Origin of the sequence: Bradyrhizobium sp. CCBAU 45389 (genome assembly GCF_028128625.1) — a bacterium.
In the GTDB taxonomy this organism is placed as follows: Bacteria; Pseudomonadota; Alphaproteobacteria; order Rhizobiales; family Xanthobacteraceae; genus Bradyrhizobium; species Bradyrhizobium liaoningense_B.
On the sequence record NZ_LBIY01000098.1, the window covers coordinates 482,871 to 499,688 of the forward strand.

13 protein-coding genes are annotated in these 16,818 nt (G+C 65.2%); 6 read left to right on the forward strand and 7 right to left on the reverse strand.

Features of this window, described 5'->3' with window-relative positions; genetic code table 11:
* Positions 1–56 precede the first annotated feature (56 nt).
* Positions 57–2,894: an ATP-binding protein gene (locus tag XH79_RS38295; protein ID WP_271585042.1), complete on the forward strand. Its 2,838-nt coding sequence runs from the start codon at positions 57–59 to the stop codon at positions 2,892–2,894.
* Between the two features lie 17 nt (positions 2,895–2,911).
* On the opposite strand, the gene msrA is transcribed toward XH79_RS38295, so the two are convergent.
* The 4 genes from msrA to XH79_RS38315 all read right to left on the reverse strand — a co-directional run bounded on the left by msrA (position 2,912) and on the right by XH79_RS38315 (position 5,501).
* A complete protein-coding gene (gene msrA, locus XH79_RS38300; protein ID WP_271585043.1) occupies positions 2,912–3,427 on the reverse strand; it encodes a peptide-methionine (S)-S-oxide reductase MsrA in 516 nt (171 codons plus the stop codon).
* Between the two features lie 132 nt (positions 3,428–3,559).
* Entirely contained in the window at positions 3,560–3,982 is a 423-nt protein-coding gene (locus XH79_RS38305; protein ID WP_212337947.1) for an OsmC family protein, read from the reverse strand.
* Positions 3,983–4,110: 128 nt separating this feature from the next.
* Complete coding sequence (locus XH79_RS38310) at positions 4,111–4,800, reverse strand: VOC family protein (protein ID WP_212337945.1); 690 nt, start codon at positions 4,798–4,800, stop codon at positions 4,111–4,113.
* Between the two features lie 32 nt (positions 4,801–4,832).
* Positions 4,833–5,501 (reverse strand): sensor histidine kinase, encoded by a 669-nt coding sequence (locus tag XH79_RS38315; protein ID WP_271585044.1) that lies wholly within the window; start codon positions 5,499–5,501, stop codon positions 4,833–4,835.
* Positions 5,502–5,830: 329 nt separating this feature from the next.
* On the opposite strand from XH79_RS38315, the gene XH79_RS38320 reads away from it, so the two are divergent.
* The 4 genes from XH79_RS38320 (at position 5,831) to XH79_RS38335 (ending at position 11,617) form a co-directional block, all read left to right on the forward strand.
* Positions 5,831–8,671 carry an ATP-binding protein gene (locus XH79_RS38320; RefSeq protein ID WP_271585045.1) on the forward strand — a complete coding sequence of 947 codons (2,841 nt, stop codon included), beginning with the start codon at positions 5,831–5,833 and terminating at the stop codon, positions 8,669–8,671.
* Positions 8,672–8,789: 118 nt separating this feature from the next.
* Complete coding sequence (locus XH79_RS38325) at positions 8,790–9,497, forward strand: hypothetical protein (RefSeq protein WP_212337942.1); 708 nt, start codon at positions 8,790–8,792, stop codon at positions 9,495–9,497.
* The gene (locus tag XH79_RS38330; RefSeq protein ID WP_271585046.1) at positions 9,481–10,422 is read left to right on the forward strand and encodes an alpha/beta fold hydrolase; all 942 of its coding nucleotides are present in this window, start codon (positions 9,481–9,483) and stop codon (positions 10,420–10,422) included. The genes XH79_RS38325 and XH79_RS38330 overlap by 17 nt, the downstream gene beginning before the upstream one ends.
* A 208-nt stretch (positions 10,423–10,630) precedes the next feature.
* On the forward strand, positions 10,631–11,617 hold the full coding sequence (locus XH79_RS38335) for a helix-turn-helix domain-containing protein (RefSeq protein WP_271585047.1): 987 nt from the start codon (positions 10,631–10,633) through the stop codon (positions 11,615–11,617).
* A 135-nt stretch (positions 11,618–11,752) separates the two neighbouring features.
* On the opposite strand, the gene XH79_RS38340 is transcribed toward XH79_RS38335, so the two are convergent.
* Positions 11,753–12,253 (reverse strand): Dps family protein, encoded by a 501-nt coding sequence (locus XH79_RS38340; RefSeq protein WP_212337939.1) that lies wholly within the window; start codon positions 12,251–12,253, stop codon positions 11,753–11,755.
* A 314-nt stretch (positions 12,254–12,567) separates the two neighbouring features.
* Positions 12,568–14,889 (reverse strand): molybdopterin guanine dinucleotide-containing S/N-oxide reductase, encoded by a 2,322-nt coding sequence (locus tag XH79_RS38345; RefSeq protein ID WP_271585048.1) that lies wholly within the window; start codon positions 14,887–14,889, stop codon positions 12,568–12,570.
* A gap of 330 nt (positions 14,890–15,219) precedes the next feature.
* Here XH79_RS38345 and XH79_RS38350 point away from each other — a divergent pair, with 330 nt between their 5' ends.
* Positions 15,220–15,570, forward strand: a complete 351-nt coding sequence (locus tag XH79_RS38350; protein ID WP_212337937.1) for a RidA family protein — start codon at positions 15,220–15,222, stop codon at positions 15,568–15,570.
* An 18-nt stretch (positions 15,571–15,588) separates the two neighbouring features.
* On the opposite strand, the gene XH79_RS38355 is transcribed toward XH79_RS38350, so the two are convergent.
* The gene (locus XH79_RS38355; RefSeq protein WP_271585049.1) at positions 15,589–16,785 is read right to left on the reverse strand and encodes a CaiB/BaiF CoA transferase family protein; all 1,197 of its coding nucleotides are present in this window, start codon (positions 16,783–16,785) and stop codon (positions 15,589–15,591) included.
* Positions 16,786–16,818: the final 33 nt, after the last annotated feature.

Here is a 16,818-nt window from a genome sequence, read left to right on the forward strand (position 1 = left end):
GTTCTGATAAACCACAAACGAATACCTTTTGACTCCCGTCGCGGGGGCAATGGCGCGTGCCAGATCGTAGCGAAGACTCGGCCATTTCATTTGGGCCCTTTCGACTGTTTCCAAAGTCCCGGCTCCTGGAGAAGGAGGGGTCGCCGCTCCATGTCGGCGGCCGCGCGCTCGACATCCTCATTTTCCTCGCCGAGCGGCCCGGCGAAGTCGTCGACAAGAGAGAGCTGGTCAAGCGTATCTGGGCCGACGTCAATGTCGACGAGGGCAGCCTGCGCTTCCATGTCGCAGCGCTGCGCAAAGCGCTCGGCGATACCGGCAAATCGGCGCGCTACGTCGTCAACGTGCCCGGCCGCGGCTATTGCTTCGTCGCCTCACTCGCCCCGCCGGCCTCGCCCGCCGCGCAGCCTACCATCGACATCCTGCCGCCCCGCGCCCTCCCCGCGCCGCTCTCGAAAATGGTCGGACGGGAGGAGGTCGTCGAAAAGATATCGAGCGGACTCTCGCTGCATCGCTTCATGACCCTGGTCGGCCCAGGCGGCATCGGCAAGACGGCCGTCGCCATCGCTGTCGGGCATCGCCGCTCCCAGGATTTTGGCGGACGGGTCTTCTTCGTCGACTTCGGCGCGCTACGGGATGCCGGCCACGTCGCAACCACCATCGCCTCCGCGCTCGGCCTGACCATCAGCGCCGAGAATCCGACGCCGGCCCTCTTGACGTTCCTCAAGGTCGGCCCGGCCCTGCTGATCCTCGACAGCTGCGAACATGTGCTGGACAATCTGGCCCCGCTCGTCGAGCACATCGTTCGCGAGGCGCCGCAGCTTCGCGTTCTCGCAACCACCCGCGAATCGTTCCGCAGCGAGGGCGAGCGCATCTTCCGGCTGTTCCCGCTGGATTGTCCGCCCGAGCGCGAGGGGATCGATGTCGCCGAGGTCCTCACCTATCCCGCCGCCCAGCTCTTCGTCGAGCGCATCGCGCAGAGCTCCGGCCCGTTCCAGCTCAGTGCGGACGAAGCGCCGCTGGTCGCGAGCATTTGTCGGCGCCTCGACGGCATTGCGCTGGCGATCGAGCTCGCGGCGGGGCGGGTCAACGCCTACGGAATCGCCGGCACCGCATCGCTGCTCGACAGCCGCTTCTCGCTGCAATGGCGTGGCCGGCGCACGGCCGTGCCGCGGCACCAGACCCTCGCCGCCGCGCTCGACTGGAGCTACGACCTTCTGCCTGCGGCCGAGAGTGCGACCCTGCGCCGGCTCTCGGTGTTCGCCGGGCCTTTCGCCCCGGAGGCGGCTGCCGCGGTTGCATCCGGTGACGGCCTCAGCGCATCGGAAACGCTGGAGGCCATCGACAGCCTGGTCACCAAGTCGCTGATCTCACCATCCGGCGCGCGCACGCTGCGCTATCGCCTGCTCGACACGACGCGGGCCTACGCGCAGGGAAAGCTCGGTGCGCTCGGCGAAACCAGGCAGTTCGCACGCCGCCATGCCGAGCATTTTCGCGACTTCTTCGCGCACGCCGAGGCCGACACGTCGACGCCGCAGCCCGAATGGATCGGCATCTATGGCGCGGAGCTGGACAATGTGCGCGCAGCGCTCGACTGGGCTTTCGCGCCCGATGGCGATGCCGAGCTGGGAATCGCGTTGACAGCGGCCGCGGTCACGCTGTGGGTGCGGCTTTCCCTGTTCGCCGAATGCCGCGAACGATGCAGGACGGCACTCGCGGCGCTCGGCGACACCGGCGACGACCGTATCCGCATGCAGCTCCTGTCGGCACTCGGCTGGTCGCTGATGTATGGCGAAGGCCGCGCGCGCGAGGCGCGCCCGATCCTGGAAACGACGCTCGAGCTTGCCGACCGGCTCGACGACAAGGATTTCCGGCTGCGCGCGCTGTGGGGCCTGTGCATCGACCAGTTCAACAACGGACAGTTCGGCAAGGCCCGTGCGTTCGCCGATCGTTTTGCGAACGCGGCGGCGAACTCGACCGACAAGACCGATGTGATGCTGGGCGACCGGCTGACGGCCGTCGCGCTGCACTATCTCGGCGACCAGAACGACGCACGGCTGCGCATCGACCGGGTGCATGCATCGCTGCATGTGCTGGCGGAGAAGCCGAAGATCTTCCCGCTCGATCTCAGGATCTCCACGCAATATTTCCGCGCCCGCATCCTGTGGCTGCAGGGTCTCGCCGACCAGGCCCAGGCGCTCGCCGCCAGAAACATCGAAGAGGGCCGTGCCAACGGCCACGCCCTGACCTTCTGCAGCGTGCTGGGGCAGGCCGCCTGCCCGATCGCCTTCTGGGCCGGCGATTTCGACGCTGCGGAACGCCACGGCACCGAGCTGCTCGAGCACACCGAGCGGCACGCGATCCGGCTGTGGGGATTGTGGGCGCGGGCCTTCAATGCGGCCGTCATCGCCAGGCGCGGCGACGTTGCGACCGGCCTGCCGCTGCTGCGCGAGGAACTCAACCGCGCCGGCGATGCTCGCTTCCTGCCGCGCTTCCTTCCTTTGCTCGGCGAGCTTGCAGCGTGCTCTGGCGAGGCCGATCAGGTCGACCGCGGCCTCGACGTGATCGAGGACGCCCTGACCCGCTGCAATGACCGGCAGGAGCTGTGGTATCTGCCGGAGCTGATCCGCATCAAAGGGGAGTTGATGCTCAGGAGCGCGAGGAACTCAGAGGGCGCCGAAGCGCACTTTCGCAACGCCATGGACATGGCCGTCCGGCAGGGCGCTCGCTTCTGGGAATTGCGCTGTGCGATCAGCCTCGCGCGGCTGATGGGCGGGGCCGGCCAGAGCGCCGAGGCTCTGGCCGTTCTGGAGAACGTCTCCAGATCGTTCACAGAGGGGACCGAGATCGCCGACAAGCGCACCGCGCGCGAATTGATGGCGCAACTACGGAACTGACCGCGCACCGATGCGCGCTAGCCTCCTACCGCCGTCGCGCGGCGCGGCAGTTTCCAGTCCGGCCGGATGAAGTGGCAGGTGTAGCCGTCGGGATAACGCTCGAGATAATCCTGATGCTCGGGCTCGGCTTCCCAGAACTCGCCTGCGGGCGCGACCTCGGTCACCACCTTGCCGGGCCACAGGCCGGACGCCTCGACGTCGGCGATGGTGTCTTCGGCAACCCGCTTCTGCTCGTCGCCGGTATAGAAGATCGCTGAACGATAGCTCGTGCCGAGATCATTGCCCTGGCGGTTGAGCGTGGTCGGGTCGTGGATCTGGAAAAAGAACTCCAGCATGGTCCGGAAGCCGGTCTTCGCTGGATTGAAGATGATCTCGATGGCTTCGGCGTGGCCTTCATGATTGCGGTAGGTGGCATTCTTCACGTGGCCACCGGTGTAGCCGACGCGGGTGGAGATCACGCCCGGCTGCTTGCGGATGAGATCCTGCATGCCCCAGAAACAGCCTCCGGCCAAAACTGCGCGCTCAGTCGTCATCTGTCCACTCCCACTTGACCACTCTGTCCGTTCTGCATCGGACTCATCATATGCCCTCGGCCGCCCGGCCGAAAGCCAAGCGTGTCCACCCGGTTCCCAGAACCGGATGGACCCGGAATATAAAGCGCGCCTCTAGCCCAATTTGGCGTCGAGCGTGATCGCGGCGTTGAGCACCTTCGACACCGGGCAATTCTTCTCGGCTTCGCCGGCGATGCGGGCAAAGCCGGCGTCGTCGAGGTTCGGCACTTTTGCGCGCAAGGTCAGCGCCGACTTGCTGATCTTGAAACCCTTGCCTTCGGGCTCGAGCGTGACGGCTGCCTCCGTCGAGAGCTCGTCCGGCGTGAAACCCGCCATCTGCAGGCCGAAGGCGAGCGCCATGGTGAAGCAGCCGGCATGGGCTGCGGCGATCAACTCTTCGGGATTGGTGCCCTTCTCGTTCTCGAAGCGGGTTTTGAACGAATAGGGCGTGCCGGCAAGCACGCCGGATTCGCTCGACAGATGGCCCGCGCCATCGCGACCGGTTCCCTTCCAGACTGCTGTTGCCTTGCGGATCATCTCAGTTCTCCTTGCTTGTTGTTGGCACCGACGCTCCGTACCGGCTGAAGGCGACATCAGCGTGACCGCCTGTCGCCGGCGCGCGAAGCCCAAATCATCGCGCGCCGTGGTCCGAGAATGCGGTTGCTTCAGGTTGGCAGCTCCTGACCGGCCTGCTCGCGCACGATGTAGTCGGCGTACCAGTCCGCCCAGTTCTCGTCGTGTCCCCCAGTGCGCTTCTCGTGCTCGCCATGCGCGACTGAGGCGCGACGCAGTGCCGCCGCCAGATCGGTCGTCGAAGCGAACGTCGTGCCGCCGCTCTCGATGCGTCCCGGCAGTCGCGTCGTGACCTCCTGGAACAGCCAGCCATTGCCGTCGGGATCGCTGAACGAGGCGAATGAGCTGTAGCTGCCACGCTTCGGGTCAGCGCCGCTGACCCGGACGCTGCCGAACAGATACGGCTCATCGGGGCCTGCGTGGAGATCGCCGGCACCGTGGAAGGGTTCGCTGACAGCAACGCCGCGGTCGAGCAGATCCTTCCGCGCGGCCTCCAGATCGGAGACGATCAGATACAGACCGCGTGCCGAGCCGGGCGCCGCCGCCGTGACATTCTTGCCGAAGATCACCGAGCAGGCCGACCCCGGCGGTGTGAACTGGATCACGCGCCACTCGTCGCCCGAGGCGAAATCGGCGTCCATTCGCCAGCCGAGGCGCGCGTAGAACGCCTTGGCGCGATCCACGTCGGACACCGGAATGACGACGACTTCGAGCTTCATGTCAACGCTGCGCGATGTCGAGGGCCTGGTCCCGGCGTCGCGATCGATTTCGAGTGTGGTCATGTCGAACTCCCGTGGTGTGAGTGAGGGATCCTTCAAGCGTCGGCCGGCATCACGATGCTCACCCGCGTGCCGCCCTGCCGGGCTTCGCCATGCAGCCGTGCATGAACGCTGCGGGCAAGCGCTTCGAGGATGAGGCTGCTGGTGCCCTGGAGCGGACCGATCGCACCAATGCCGTTGTCGGCCACCGTGCAGACCCAGGCGCCGTCGCGGCGCGCGACGTCGATGCGGATCAGGGCGCCGTTCTTGTTCGGGAAGGCGTGCTTTGCCGCATTCGTGACCAGCTCCGTCAGCATCAGTGCGAGGCGATGACATCGTGATGCAGACAACACGCCACCTTCGATGGCCACTTCGCAGCGGATGGCCGCCGGCTCCAGCACCGCCTCGGAGAGCGCCCCGCACAGATTTTCAAAGAAGGGCGCGACGGAGACCGCCAAGGGATCGTCGTGGTCGGACAAGAGCTGATAGAGCCTGCCAAAGGCAACGATGCGGCGCTCGAACCGATCCACCGCCAGCGACATGTCCCTGCTGCCGGCCCGCGTGAAGTCGCGGCGGACTGACGCACTCAGCAGCGTCAGCGTGTTCTTCATGCGGTGATGGAATTCCCGCAACACGAGCTCCCAATCACGCGATCGATCGTCGAGACCTGTGACAAACTGAGGTCGAACGGCGCTGCCGTGCGGCATCGAACCGATGGCGGACATGATAGCCTCCCCGTTGGAACAGGATCTAACTCGAAGGCCATACTGGATGCGTCGCGCGCGTTTTGCCCGTTAGACGTTGCAAGATTCTGTTATGATCGACGGCGTCACAATCCGGCAGCGGAGACTGCCGTCGCGACGGTCAAGCACACTGACGAATTGTCGCGGGCTGCGTCATAAGCCGCTCGCGTTTAAGCAAAATTTGCCGCGGTTATTCTCCGGAGACTGCGGCGATCGCCACGCGATTCCGCCACTTTCGACCAGTTTACTCGCAACGTCGTTCTGCTAGACCAAAGTTGCAGACAGCAACCCTCCACTGGAACCATTGACTCGTGCCGGATACAAGCGACCAGGATTCGGCCATTTCCTTCGGACCATTCCGGCTGTTTGCAAAGTCGCGGCTGCTGGAGAAGGACGGCGTCCCGCTTCATCTCGGCGGCCGCGCGCTCGACATCCTGATTTTTCTTGCCGCACGCGCCGGCGAGGTCGTGGACAAGCGGGAGTTGATCAAGCAGGTGTGGTCCGACGTGAATGTCGACGAAGGCAGCCTGCGCTTCCACATCACGACGTTGCGCAAGGTGCTGGGCGATTCCGGCGAAGGCTTGCGCTACGTCGTCAACGTTCCCGGACGCGGCTATTGCTTCGCGGCCCCGCTGCTCCGCCCTGCTGCTTCTGACGGCCGGGCCAGCCCCGTCAGTTCGCGCCACGCGCTGCCGTCGCCGCTTGCAAGGATGATCGGGCGGGACGACGCCATCGCGAAAATTTCCGCCGGGCTCGCCCTGCATCGCTTTGTCACCATCGTCGGCCCCGGCGGGATCGGCAAGACCTCGGTCGCACTCGCCGTCGCCCATCGCGAGCTGGAGGCCTTCGACGGCCAGGTGTGCTTCGTCGATTTCGGCGCGCTCACCGATGCCGGCCTCGTCCCCGGAACGATCGCCGCCGCCCTCGGCCTGACGGTCAATTCCGACGACCCGATGCCGGGCCTGCTGACTTTCCTGCGCAGCCGGCGTTCGCTGCTGGTGTTCGACAGCTGCGAGCACATCCTCGACGAACTCGCCCCCGTGGCCGAGCGCCTCGTCCAGGAGGCCGGCGAGCTGCACGTTCTCGCCACCAGCCGCGAATCCTTTCGCACCGAAGGCGAACGCGTGCACCGGCTGTTTCCGCTGGATTGCCCGCCCGAGCGCGACGGACTCGGCATTGCCGACATCCTTGCCTATCCTGCAAGCCAACTCTTCGTGGAACGCATTGCCGAGAGCCTGAGCGAGTTCGAGCTCAGCGAGGAGGACGCGCCGCTCGTCGCCGAAATCTGCCGGCGGCTGGACGGCATTGCGCTCGCGATCGAGCTCGCAGCCGGACGCGTCAACGCCTACGGCATCGCAGGGACCGCCTCGCTGCTCGACAGCCGCTTCTCGCTGCTGTGGCGGGGACGGCGCACCGCGATCCCGCGGCATCAGACTTTGAGCGCGGCGCTCGCCTGGAGCTACGATCTGCTGCCAGAAGCCGAGAGCGCGACGCTGCGCGGATTGTCGGTGTTCGTCGGGCCGTTCACGCTGGAGGCCGCACTTGCGGTCGCATCCAGCCAGGGCATCGGCGAAGCCGAGGCGGTCGAGGCGATCTCGAACCTGCTTTCCAAATCGCTGATCGCAACCTCGCCTGCGGAGCGGCGGCTGCGCTATCGCCTGCTCGATACCACCCGCACCTTCGTCGGCGACAAGCTCGTCGAGAAAGGGGAAGCGGACCGCATCGCGCGTGCACACGCCGAATATTTCCGCGATGTCCTGCGCGACATCGCGCTCAAATCCTCGGGGCTGCGGACCGCGGGCGGTTTTCTGCCCTATGCCGACCATTTGCCCAATGTCCGGGCCGCGCTGACCTGGAGCTTTTCGGACGGCGGCGACCGGGCAATCGGCGTCGATCTCGCAGCCTCGGCCGCCCAGTTCTTCCTCGAGCTGACCTTGCTGACGGAGTGTTTTCGCTGGACGCAGCAGGCTCTCGCGTCTCTCGATACTGATACGATCGACAGCCGCCAGGAGATGACGCTGCAGGCCGCGCTCGGCGTCTCCGTGATGTTCACGCAAGGCAATACGGAGACGGTCCGCGCGGCATTCACGCGCAGCCTGCAGCTTGCCCGCGAGCTCGAGGATTTGCACTGGCAGCTCTGGCTGCTGCGCGGCTTGCACATCTACCTGACCAGGGTCGGAGATTTCCATGGCGCGCTCGGCACCGGCGAAGATAGCGAGAGTGTTGCGCGCAAGCTGAACGATCCCGCCGCAACGCTGAACGTGGAATGGATGCTCGGCGTCGCGCATCATTTGATCGGCAACCAGGACAAGGCCGTGCAGTTCTGCGAGAGCGCGATGGTGCACAATCCCGGCTCGCAGCGGCTGAACATCGGACATCTCGGCTATGACGACCGCATCGTCGCGCTGGTGGCGCTGGCGCGCGGGCTGTGGCTCACCGGCCGACCCGATCGCGCGGTCGAGGCAGCCAGATACACGGTGCGCGAAGCCGAGCTGCTCGAACAGCCGCTCACGCTCGGCATTTCCCTGGTCTGGACCATCTACGTCTTTCTCTGGGTCGGCGACTGGGCCAACGCCGAAACCTTGATAGAGCGGCTGATCGAGCATTCGGCGCGGCACTTCCTCGGTCCCTATCACGCCGTCGGGATCGGCCAGAAGGGCGAGCTGCTGCTGCGCCGCGGCGACCTTGCCGGCGGCATCGAGCATCTGCGCCGCAGCCAGGCGACGCTCTATGCGACACGGCACCGGATCATGACGACGGTGTATGCGACGGCGCTCGCGGAGGGTCTCGCAGCGCAGAACCAGACCGGCGAGGCCCTACGCACGATCAATGAAGCGATTGCCCAGATTCCCGATCACGGCGAAGCCTTCGACATGCCGGAGATGCTCAGGGTCAAGGGCGATATTCTGGCCCACTCGGGCAACGCGGCGGAAGCCGAAAGCTGCTTACTCAAATCGCTAGATCTGTCGCGCCGGCAATGCGCTCTCGGCTGGGAGCTTCGCGGAGCGATCAGCCTCGGCCGCATCTGGCACCAGGCAGGAAAAGTCCGCGACGCACGCGACCTGCTCGCCCCACTCGTGGCGCGCTACCAAGAGGGCCTCGCGACTCGTGATCTGGTCGCCGCAACGGGACTGCTGGACGCGCTGAATTAACAGCATGTTCAACGGGATACCGACTAAATCCCCGCTCGCAACTCCTAACAACTTCTAACACGCCAATCCGCAAGCGCCCCGCCATGGTGGTGGCACCTCACGGTGAATATGGCGCGACATGGCTCTCCTTGACGATGTAATCGATGCCAGCGGCGGTTTGGCCCGCTGGAACAGCTTGAACCGGTTCACGCTCCATTTGTCCGTTGGCGGAACACTGTTCGCAAGCGCGGGACATGCCAGGGAGTTCAAGGATGTGACCGCGGAAGGCTCGACGCGAACGCAGTCCGTCCGTTTCACCGGCATCACTGGCGGGGAGTACTCGGGCTCCTTTCAACCGGACGCGATCACGATCGAAAGCCCCGATGGCGAGGTGCTGCGGACCTGGCGCAATCCGAGCCTTGCATTCCCCGAGGCCGGCTCTGCTGCGCTCGCGGACGAGCTGCACCTCGTGTTCTTCTGCGGCGTCGCGATCTGGAATTATCTGATCCATCCATTCCTGCTCGCCCATCCCGGTGTCGTGCTGGAAGAACTGCCGCCGTGGCGCGAGAACACCGAAACCTGGCGGCGGCTGCGCGCGCAATTCCCCCCGAGCCTGATCACGCTCGCGTCCGATCAGACCTTCTATTTCGATGAGAACGCGCTGCAGCGGCGAACGGATCACGATCTCTTCGGGATGAAGGTCGCTCATTACTCCTGGGCCCATGACAGTTTCGGCGGCATCGTGGTGCCGACGCTGCGGCGTGCACAGGCGCTGCAGCCTGACGGAACCGTGATCGCAAAACCCGTGCTGATGGATGTCGAGATTTTTGATGCCGTCTTCGAGTAGCAGCGGCGACGCGCCAACGAACGTACGGGCCCCGGCAGATGATCTGCGATCAAGCCGTCGCTCGATCAGCTATCACAGCGTCGATGTGAGCGGCCTGAAGATCTTCTACCGCGAGGCCGGGCCCGTGGACGCGCCGGCCGTGCTGTTGCTCCACGGGTTTCCCTCCTCCTCGAGGATGTGGGAGCCATTGCTGCCGCTGCTCGCCGACAAATATCACCTGATCGCGCCCGACTATCCTGGCTTCGGCAACAGCAGCGCGCCGCCGCCGTCCGAGTTCAGCTACACCTTCGACAATATCGCCGGCGTGATCGACGAACTCGCGACGAAGCTCGGACTCAGGAGCTACGTCCTGTTCATGCAGGACTATGGCGGTCCGGTCGGCTTCCGCATGGCGCTGGCACATCCCGAACGTGTCCGCGGCATCATCATCCAGAATGCGGTTTCACATGAGCAGGGCCTGAGCCCGCTGTGGGACGCGCGCCGCAAATACTGGGCCGATCCCGCCCATGAGCTCGAGGCGCTCAAGGCCAACTTCACGTCTCTGGAGGCGACGCGCCAGCGCCACCTCGGCTCCAGCCCGCATCCGGAGCGCTACGACCCCGACACCTGGATCGACGAATACGCGTTTCTGACGCGTCCCGGCCAGGCGGAGATCCAGACCACATTGTTCCTGGATTACCGGACCAACGTCGCGTCCTATCCGAAGTGGCAGGACTGGCTGCGCAGGACGCGGCCGCCGATGCTGGTGGTCTGGGGCAAATACGATCCCTCCTTCACCGTCGCCGGCGCCACCGCCTATCGCGACGATGTGCCGGATGCCGAGGTCCACATGCTCGAAGCCGGTCACTTCGCACTGGACGAGGCGACCGACGAGATCGCTACGCTCGTGCGCGGATTCCTCGCGCGGCTCGGCACAACGAATTGAAAAGCTTGATGAAGTCAGACCAACTGCGACGAGCTGTCACACCATGTGCGCTCGCACAAAATCTAACACATCCTAATCACCACTAACGGGCTTCTTGCCGGGCCCACGCCTATCCTCCGAGCATGGAAAGCCTTCTCGAAGCCGAGTGAAGGCTTTGGGCTTGAAAGTTTGCCGGTCGCCAGCGACCGCGATGCGGAGAGAATGAGCGATGTTCACCGACTTGCAGGCGGCACATGCCTGGATTGATCTTCAGGCCGGCCCGCGGGATCACCAGGTGCATCAGGCCGCACAGCCGATTTCCAACGAGAGCGGATGGCGCCGGCTCGAGCGCGGCCCGAATGCAGCGACGGAGGACATCGCGATTTCGCGATGGGAAGATTTGAGAGACAGGTCGTCGCATGTCGCGACGACCCCTGAGGATCGCTATTTCGTCGGCATCGCCCTGAAGACCACCCGCGCGAAATTGACGCGTGATCGTCAGATCATTTTCGACGGCACCATGCCCGCAGGCACGCTCTATGTCAGCGCGCCGTCAAAACCTCTCTGTGCGCAATTCCAGGCGCCCTGCGCCTTCCTGCACTTCCACATCGCGGTGGACCAATTCCCGATGCAATCGCCCGCGACCGACGGGCTTGGCGATCTCGTCCTGCTGCGCGATCCGCTCGCCGCCGAACTCGCCAAGGCGCTGATCGAGCGTGGCGATGCCGCGGACCATCAATTCGCGCGCTGTATCGGCCAGACCCTTGCGATGCATCTCACGCGGCTCGAGCCGCCACGCGCGCGGGTCAATGCGCTGCCGAAATGGCGGCTGCGACGCGTCGAGCAGCATATCGCCGAGCATTTCGACCGCAGCATCAGCCTGTCCGAACTCGCGGGCGTCGCCGGGCTTTCCAGGATGCACTTTGCGGCGCAATTCCGTGCCGCGACCGGCTATCGTCCGCGCGAATATCTGCTCAATCACCGGATCGAACATGCGAAGACGCTGCTGGCGACGACCGGGCGGCCGCTGGCCGAGATCGCGCTTGCCGTGGGCTTCTCTACGCAGGCGCATTTTTCGACCGTCTTCAAGCGCATCAGCGGCGAGTCCCCGGCACGTTGGCGCCTCGCCAGCAAAAGCGAGCGCTGTGAGATCGAAGCGCTGCCGCGGCATCGACCCGCTGCGGACGGGGACTGGATCGCCAGCGCGGCCGCGTAGCTCGTCATTCCCTGCCTTTAGCGCAAGCGCCCTGCCACTTGCGCCGGCTCACACCCTCTTCCTCCCGGGTCTGTGAGCCAGTTGGGGCCGTCCCTGCTCCCACACAGGACGGCCCCTTTTTCCTGGCCTGGTGAATCACCCATGCGCGCCGGTGCGGCCCGACTCGTACAGGAACCAGACCCGTCGCTCGGCCTCGTCGATCCAGTTCTCGATCAGGCTTGCCGTTGCGACATCGCCATATTCGTCGCAGAGCTCGTGCACGCGCCGCATCTCGCGCGTGAGCTGCTGGTTGTCGCTGCGCAACTCCGCCAGCATGTCCAGGGGATCGACATAGTCAGCATCGTTGTCGAGGATGCGCTGCTCGCGCGCGATGTGGCCGATCGAGCGCAGCGTCGTGCCGCCGATCTTGCGCGCGCGTTCGGCGATGTCGTCGGTCATCGCAAAGATCTGGTCCGCCTGCTCGTCGAGCAGCAGATGATAGTCGCGAAAATGGCTGCCCGACATGTGCCAGTGGAAGTTCTTGGTCTTCAGATAGAGCGCAAAGACGTCAGCGAGCAGAGCGCGCAGCGCGGCGGGGATGTCGCGGTTCGCGTTGGCGCCGAGATCGGTCGGGCTTTGAAGGTCTGCCTTGGTCATGTTCGTTGATCCTTCGGTGAGGAGACGAACCCTTAGCAGCGCCGCGCACGTGGTTCTTTCGTCATGCGCGCGACGATTTCGAATTCGCACGGGGGATATTCCAGCGTCAAACTCGCCTCCAATTCCGTCATCCTGAGGTGCGAGCCATGGGACGCAACGCGTTCCATGGAGAGCCTCGAAGGATGAACGGCCGAGGGGATGCAGCCGGGCCGTCGCCCTTCGAGGGCCGCTGAAGAGGCGGCCACCTCAGGGTGACGGGGATGGACTGGAGTTAGCTGCCCCACACCGCCATCGCGAGCGCAGCGAAGCAATCCCTACACCGGATCGAATGCCCGGATCGGCGGCAAATTGCCGGTGAACTTCTCGACCTCGACCGTCGTCAGCTGCCCGGTGCAGCCCTGCGCAAAGGAGGAGGTGCCGATGTCGCGGGTGAGCACGTTGGGATTGCCGTGAACGCAGAGCGGGGCGTCGTCCTCGGGATCCATCGGATCATACCAGGCGCCGGTCGGAAGCTGCACGACGCCGGGCGCAATGCCGTCGGTGACGTGGACGGCGGCAAGGCACGCGCCGCGGTCGTTGAACAGGCGGATGATGTCGCCGTCCTTGATGCCGCGCGCGTCGGCGTCAACCGGGTTCATGCGCGCGACCTCGCGGCCGCGGTGCTTTGCTCCAAGCGAATGGCCGCCGAAATCGAGCTGGCTGTGCAGGCGCGTCACCGGCTGGTTGGCGACGAGGAAGCACGGTGCGCCGGGCTTGGGCATGTCGGTCTTCTCCAGCCAGACCGGATGACCGGGACAATCGGCATCGCCATGGGCGGCGATCTTCGCCGAATAAATCTCGATGCGCCCGCTCGGCGTCGGCAGTGCATGATTGACCGGATCCTCGCGGAAGCGGCGCAGCCGGCCGCCGTCATCCGGCTGCTGCGGCACGACCAGGCTGCCGCGGCGCCAGAATTCGTCGAAATCAGGCGCCTCCAGGCCACGCTTGGCGAGCGAGGCGCGGGTCGGCTCGTAGAGATGTTCCAGCCACTGACGGGACGTGCGTCCCTCGGTGAAGGGTTCACGCGCGCCGAGACGATCAGCGAGATCGGCGAAGATGTCGTAGTCGTCGCGCGCAAGGCCGAACGGCTCGGCGATCTGATGCATCGCGACCATGAGAGGATCGTTGGTGGAATAGCCGATGTCCTCGCGCTCGAGCGTCATGGTCGAGGGCAGCACGATGTCGGCGTGCCGCGCCGTCGCGGTCCAGGCGAGCTCGTGCACGACGAAGGTGTCGAGCTGCGCAAACGCCTTGCGCAGACGGTTGATGTCCTGATGGTGGTGGAAGGGATTGCCGCCGGCCCAGTAGACGAGGCGGATGTCCGGATAGGTCCGCGTCTCGCCATTATAGCGATAGGTGGTTCCAGGGTTGAGCAGCATGTCGGCGATGCGCGCCACCGGAATGAAATCGGCGACGCCGTTGCGGCCCTGCCCCAGCGTCGGCCCCGGCACGTCGTTGACGCGGCGGCCGTAATAACCGATCGCCCCGAGCGAATAGGCGTAACCGCCGCCGGGAAGACCGATCTGGCCGAGGGCTGCCGCCAGCACCATGCCCATCCACACCGGCTGCTCGCCATGTTCGGCGCGCTGGAGCGAATGCGAGACGGTGATGAGCGCGCGCTTGCCGGCGGCACGGCGCGCAAGCTTGCGGATCGTCTCCGCCTCGACGCCACAAATCGCGGCAGACCATTCGGCGTGCTTCGCCTGCCCGTCGCTCTCGCCGTTGAGATAGCGCAGGAAGACCGGCCAGCCTTCGGTGTAGCGATCGAGAAAAGCCTGATCGTGCAGATTCTCAGCGACCAGCGTATGCACGATGCCGAGCATCAGCGCGGTGTCGGTGCCAGGCACGCAGCTCATCCATTCGGCACCGGCTTCGACCGGGAGATCGTCGCGCAGCGGACTGACCAGGATGAACTCGCAGCCGCGCTTGCACGCTGCTTCCATGGCGCCGCGTTCGACATGCTTGCTGATCGAGCCGCCGGCCACCATGGAGTTCTTCAACGCCATGCCGCCGAATGCCAGCACGATGTCGGTCTCGGTCGCAATCTGCTCCCAGGTGACGTTGCGCTTGGTGATGTCCTCGTAACCGCAGAGGATCTGCGGCAGCAGCACCGAGGACGCGCCGGAGGAGTAGGTGTTCACCGAACGCACATAGCCGCCCATCGCGATGTTGAGGAAGCGATGCACCTGGCTCTGGGCGTGATGGAAGCGGCCTGCGCTCGACCAGCCATAGGAGCCGCCGAACACGGCGCCGGGCCCGCGCGTGTCGCGGATGCGGCAGAGCTCGTCGCCGAGGAGGTCGAGCGCCTTGTCCCAGCTCACCGACACGAACTCGTCACGGCCGCGACGGTCGTCCGGGCCCGGCCCGCGCTCGAGCCAGCCGCGGCGGATCGCCGGCTGTGCGATGCGCGCCTGGTGGCGGAGCGCGCCGGGGAAATTATCGATGATGCCGTTCGGATCGGGATCGCCCGCATAGGCCCTGACCTCGAGCCCGGCCGCGCCGTTGCGCGCCGAGAATACACCCCAATGGGAGGTGTGCGGCTTGAAGCCGTCCGAGAGGTCGAGGCCGGGGTCGGGGAAGCCAATCGTATCGTCCATCGCGAGATCCTTGTTCCGGGACATGGCACGGTTCAGCCGCGCCCCGAGTCAATTCCGGTGGCAGTATACCGATCCACCCCCTAATGTCGTCGGACTCAGGGTCGGCGGAAATGCTGGGCTCTCGTGCGCAACTGCATCTTGGTGAACATTCGGCGGGCGATCGACGACGATTCTACCGTAAATTTATCCTTTTATTTTCAAAGCCTTATCTGACCACCTTCGGAGGCCCCGGTCGAACCATTTGCAGGCACGCGAGATCTCCTGCAGCGACACCGACAAGGAAATGTGCGATATGCCCGCCCATCTCCTTAAACCAACATCGGCGTCATCATGATCCAGCGCGTCTTGCCCTACGAAGGACTCCTCCACGAAGTGGTCGAGCACAACGGTGCGCTCTACATCGGTGGAATCGTCCCCGAGGACACCAGCCTCGATATGTCGGGCCAGGCCAACGACGTCCTCGGACAGTTGGCGCGCCTGTTGAAGACCCTCGGATCCGACCTCGCCAACGTCCTGCAGGTGACCATCTACATGACCGACCTGAAGGAGAAGGCGCAGTTCAATGCAGCCTGGAAGGCGCATTTCGCAGAAGCGCATCTGCCGGCGCGGGCCGCAATCGGCGTGGCCGATCTCGGTCCGGGCGTCAAGCTCGAGATGACCGCGATCGCTGCCCGGCAATAGCCGCGCGCGGGCGGTTCATCAGATGACCTTCGCCTGCGCGAGGCGAGCGATCTCGTCCTCCGACAGGCCGAGCCAGCGCTGGTAGATTTCGCGATTGTCCTGGCCGATGTCGCCGGCCGAGTTGCGGAGCTGCGCACGGTCGGCCGTGAAACGCGGCACGACATTGGACATCGCCACCGAGCCGAAATGGCGGTCGGGAACGCGGGTGATCATCTCGCGCGCCAGGGATTGCGGATCGGCGGCGATCTGGTCGATCGCGTAGATGGGCGCCAACGTGCCCTCCTCGGCCGCAAAAGCGGCAAGCACCTCTTCGAGCGTATGATCGCCGCACCATTGCGCGAAGATAGCGTTCAACTCTGCCGAATGGTCGACGCGCCGTGCATTGTTGGAAAAGCGCGGGTCGTCGATCAGATCCGGCCGGCCGATCGCCCGGCAATTCGCGGCAAACAGCGCATTGGTCGAGCCCGCCAGCGTGACCCAGCGGTCATCGCGGGTCCGGTAGACCGCCGCCGGCGCGGAATAGGCGTTGCCGTTTCCGATGCGGCCGCGCACATCGCCGAGCTGGTCGAACTCGATGGCGAGAACGTCGAGCAGCCGGAACACCGCCTCGGTCAGCGCGAGATCGATCTCTTCGCCCGGCGCGTCCGGATTTTTCGCCCGCTTCCACAGGGCCGCGAGCGCGCCGAACGCGCCGAACAGGCCGCCAATCGCATCGCCGAGGGGATAGCCGGGATGCATCGGCTGGCCATCGGCCTCGCCCGTGATGTAGGTGAGCCCGCCCATCGCCTCGAAGATCCGCGCGAAACCCGGCCTGTCGCGATACGGGCCGTCCTGGCCGAAGGCGGTGGCACGCAGGATGACGAGGCGCGGCTGGATCTGCCACAACACCTCCTTCGACAATCCCCAGCGGTCGAGCGTCCCGGGCCGGAAATTCTCGATCAGCACGTCGAAATGCGGCAGCATCCGCTTGAACAGTTCGACGCCTTCCGGCTTGCGCAGGTCGAGCGTTGCGAACTTCTTGTTGCGGTTCACGGTCTTCCACCACAACGGCTTGCCGTCCTTGAACGGCGGAAAGGCGCGCACGCCGTCGCCCTGGCCCGGCATCTCGATCTTGAGCACATCGGCGCCGTAATCGGCCAGCAGCGTCGCGGCGAACGGCGCGGCGACGATGGTCGCGATATCCAGGACCTTCAACCCTTCGAGCGGCCCGCTCATTTCACTTCCCCGAACCCATTGAACTTGATCGAC

Coding starts and splice junctions, on each gene's coding strand:
- XH79_RS38315 (WP_271585044.1), bottom strand. CDS start 5,501: ATGTCCGCCATCGGTTCGATGCCGCACGGCAGCGCCGTTCGACCTCAG.
- XH79_RS38335 (WP_271585047.1), top strand. CDS start 10,631: ATGTTCACCGACTTGCAGGCGGCACATGCCTGGATTGATCTTCAGGCC.
- msrA (WP_271585043.1), bottom strand. CDS start 3,427: ATGACGACTGAGCGCGCAGTTTTGGCCGGAGGCTGTTTCTGGGGCATG.
- XH79_RS38350 (WP_212337937.1), top strand. CDS start 15,220: ATGATCCAGCGCGTCTTGCCCTACGAAGGACTCCTCCACGAAGTGGTC.
- XH79_RS38345 (WP_271585048.1), bottom strand. CDS start 14,889: ATGGACGATACGATTGGCTTCCCCGACCCCGGCCTCGACCTCTCGGAC.
- XH79_RS38330 (WP_271585046.1), top strand. CDS start 9,481: ATGCCGTCTTCGAGTAGCAGCGGCGACGCGCCAACGAACGTACGGGCC.
- XH79_RS38340 (WP_212337939.1), bottom strand. CDS start 12,253: ATGACCAAGGCAGACCTTCAAAGCCCGACCGATCTCGGCGCCAACGCG.
- XH79_RS38355 (WP_271585049.1), bottom strand. CDS start 16,785: ATGAGCGGGCCGCTCGAAGGGTTGAAGGTCCTGGATATCGCGACCATC.
- XH79_RS38310 (WP_212337945.1), bottom strand. CDS start 4,800: ATGACCACACTCGAAATCGATCGCGACGCCGGGACCAGGCCCTCGACA.
- XH79_RS38325 (WP_212337942.1), top strand. CDS start 8,790: ATGGCTCTCCTTGACGATGTAATCGATGCCAGCGGCGGTTTGGCCCGC.
- XH79_RS38305 (WP_212337947.1), bottom strand. CDS start 3,982: ATGATCCGCAAGGCAACAGCAGTCTGGAAGGGAACCGGTCGCGATGGC.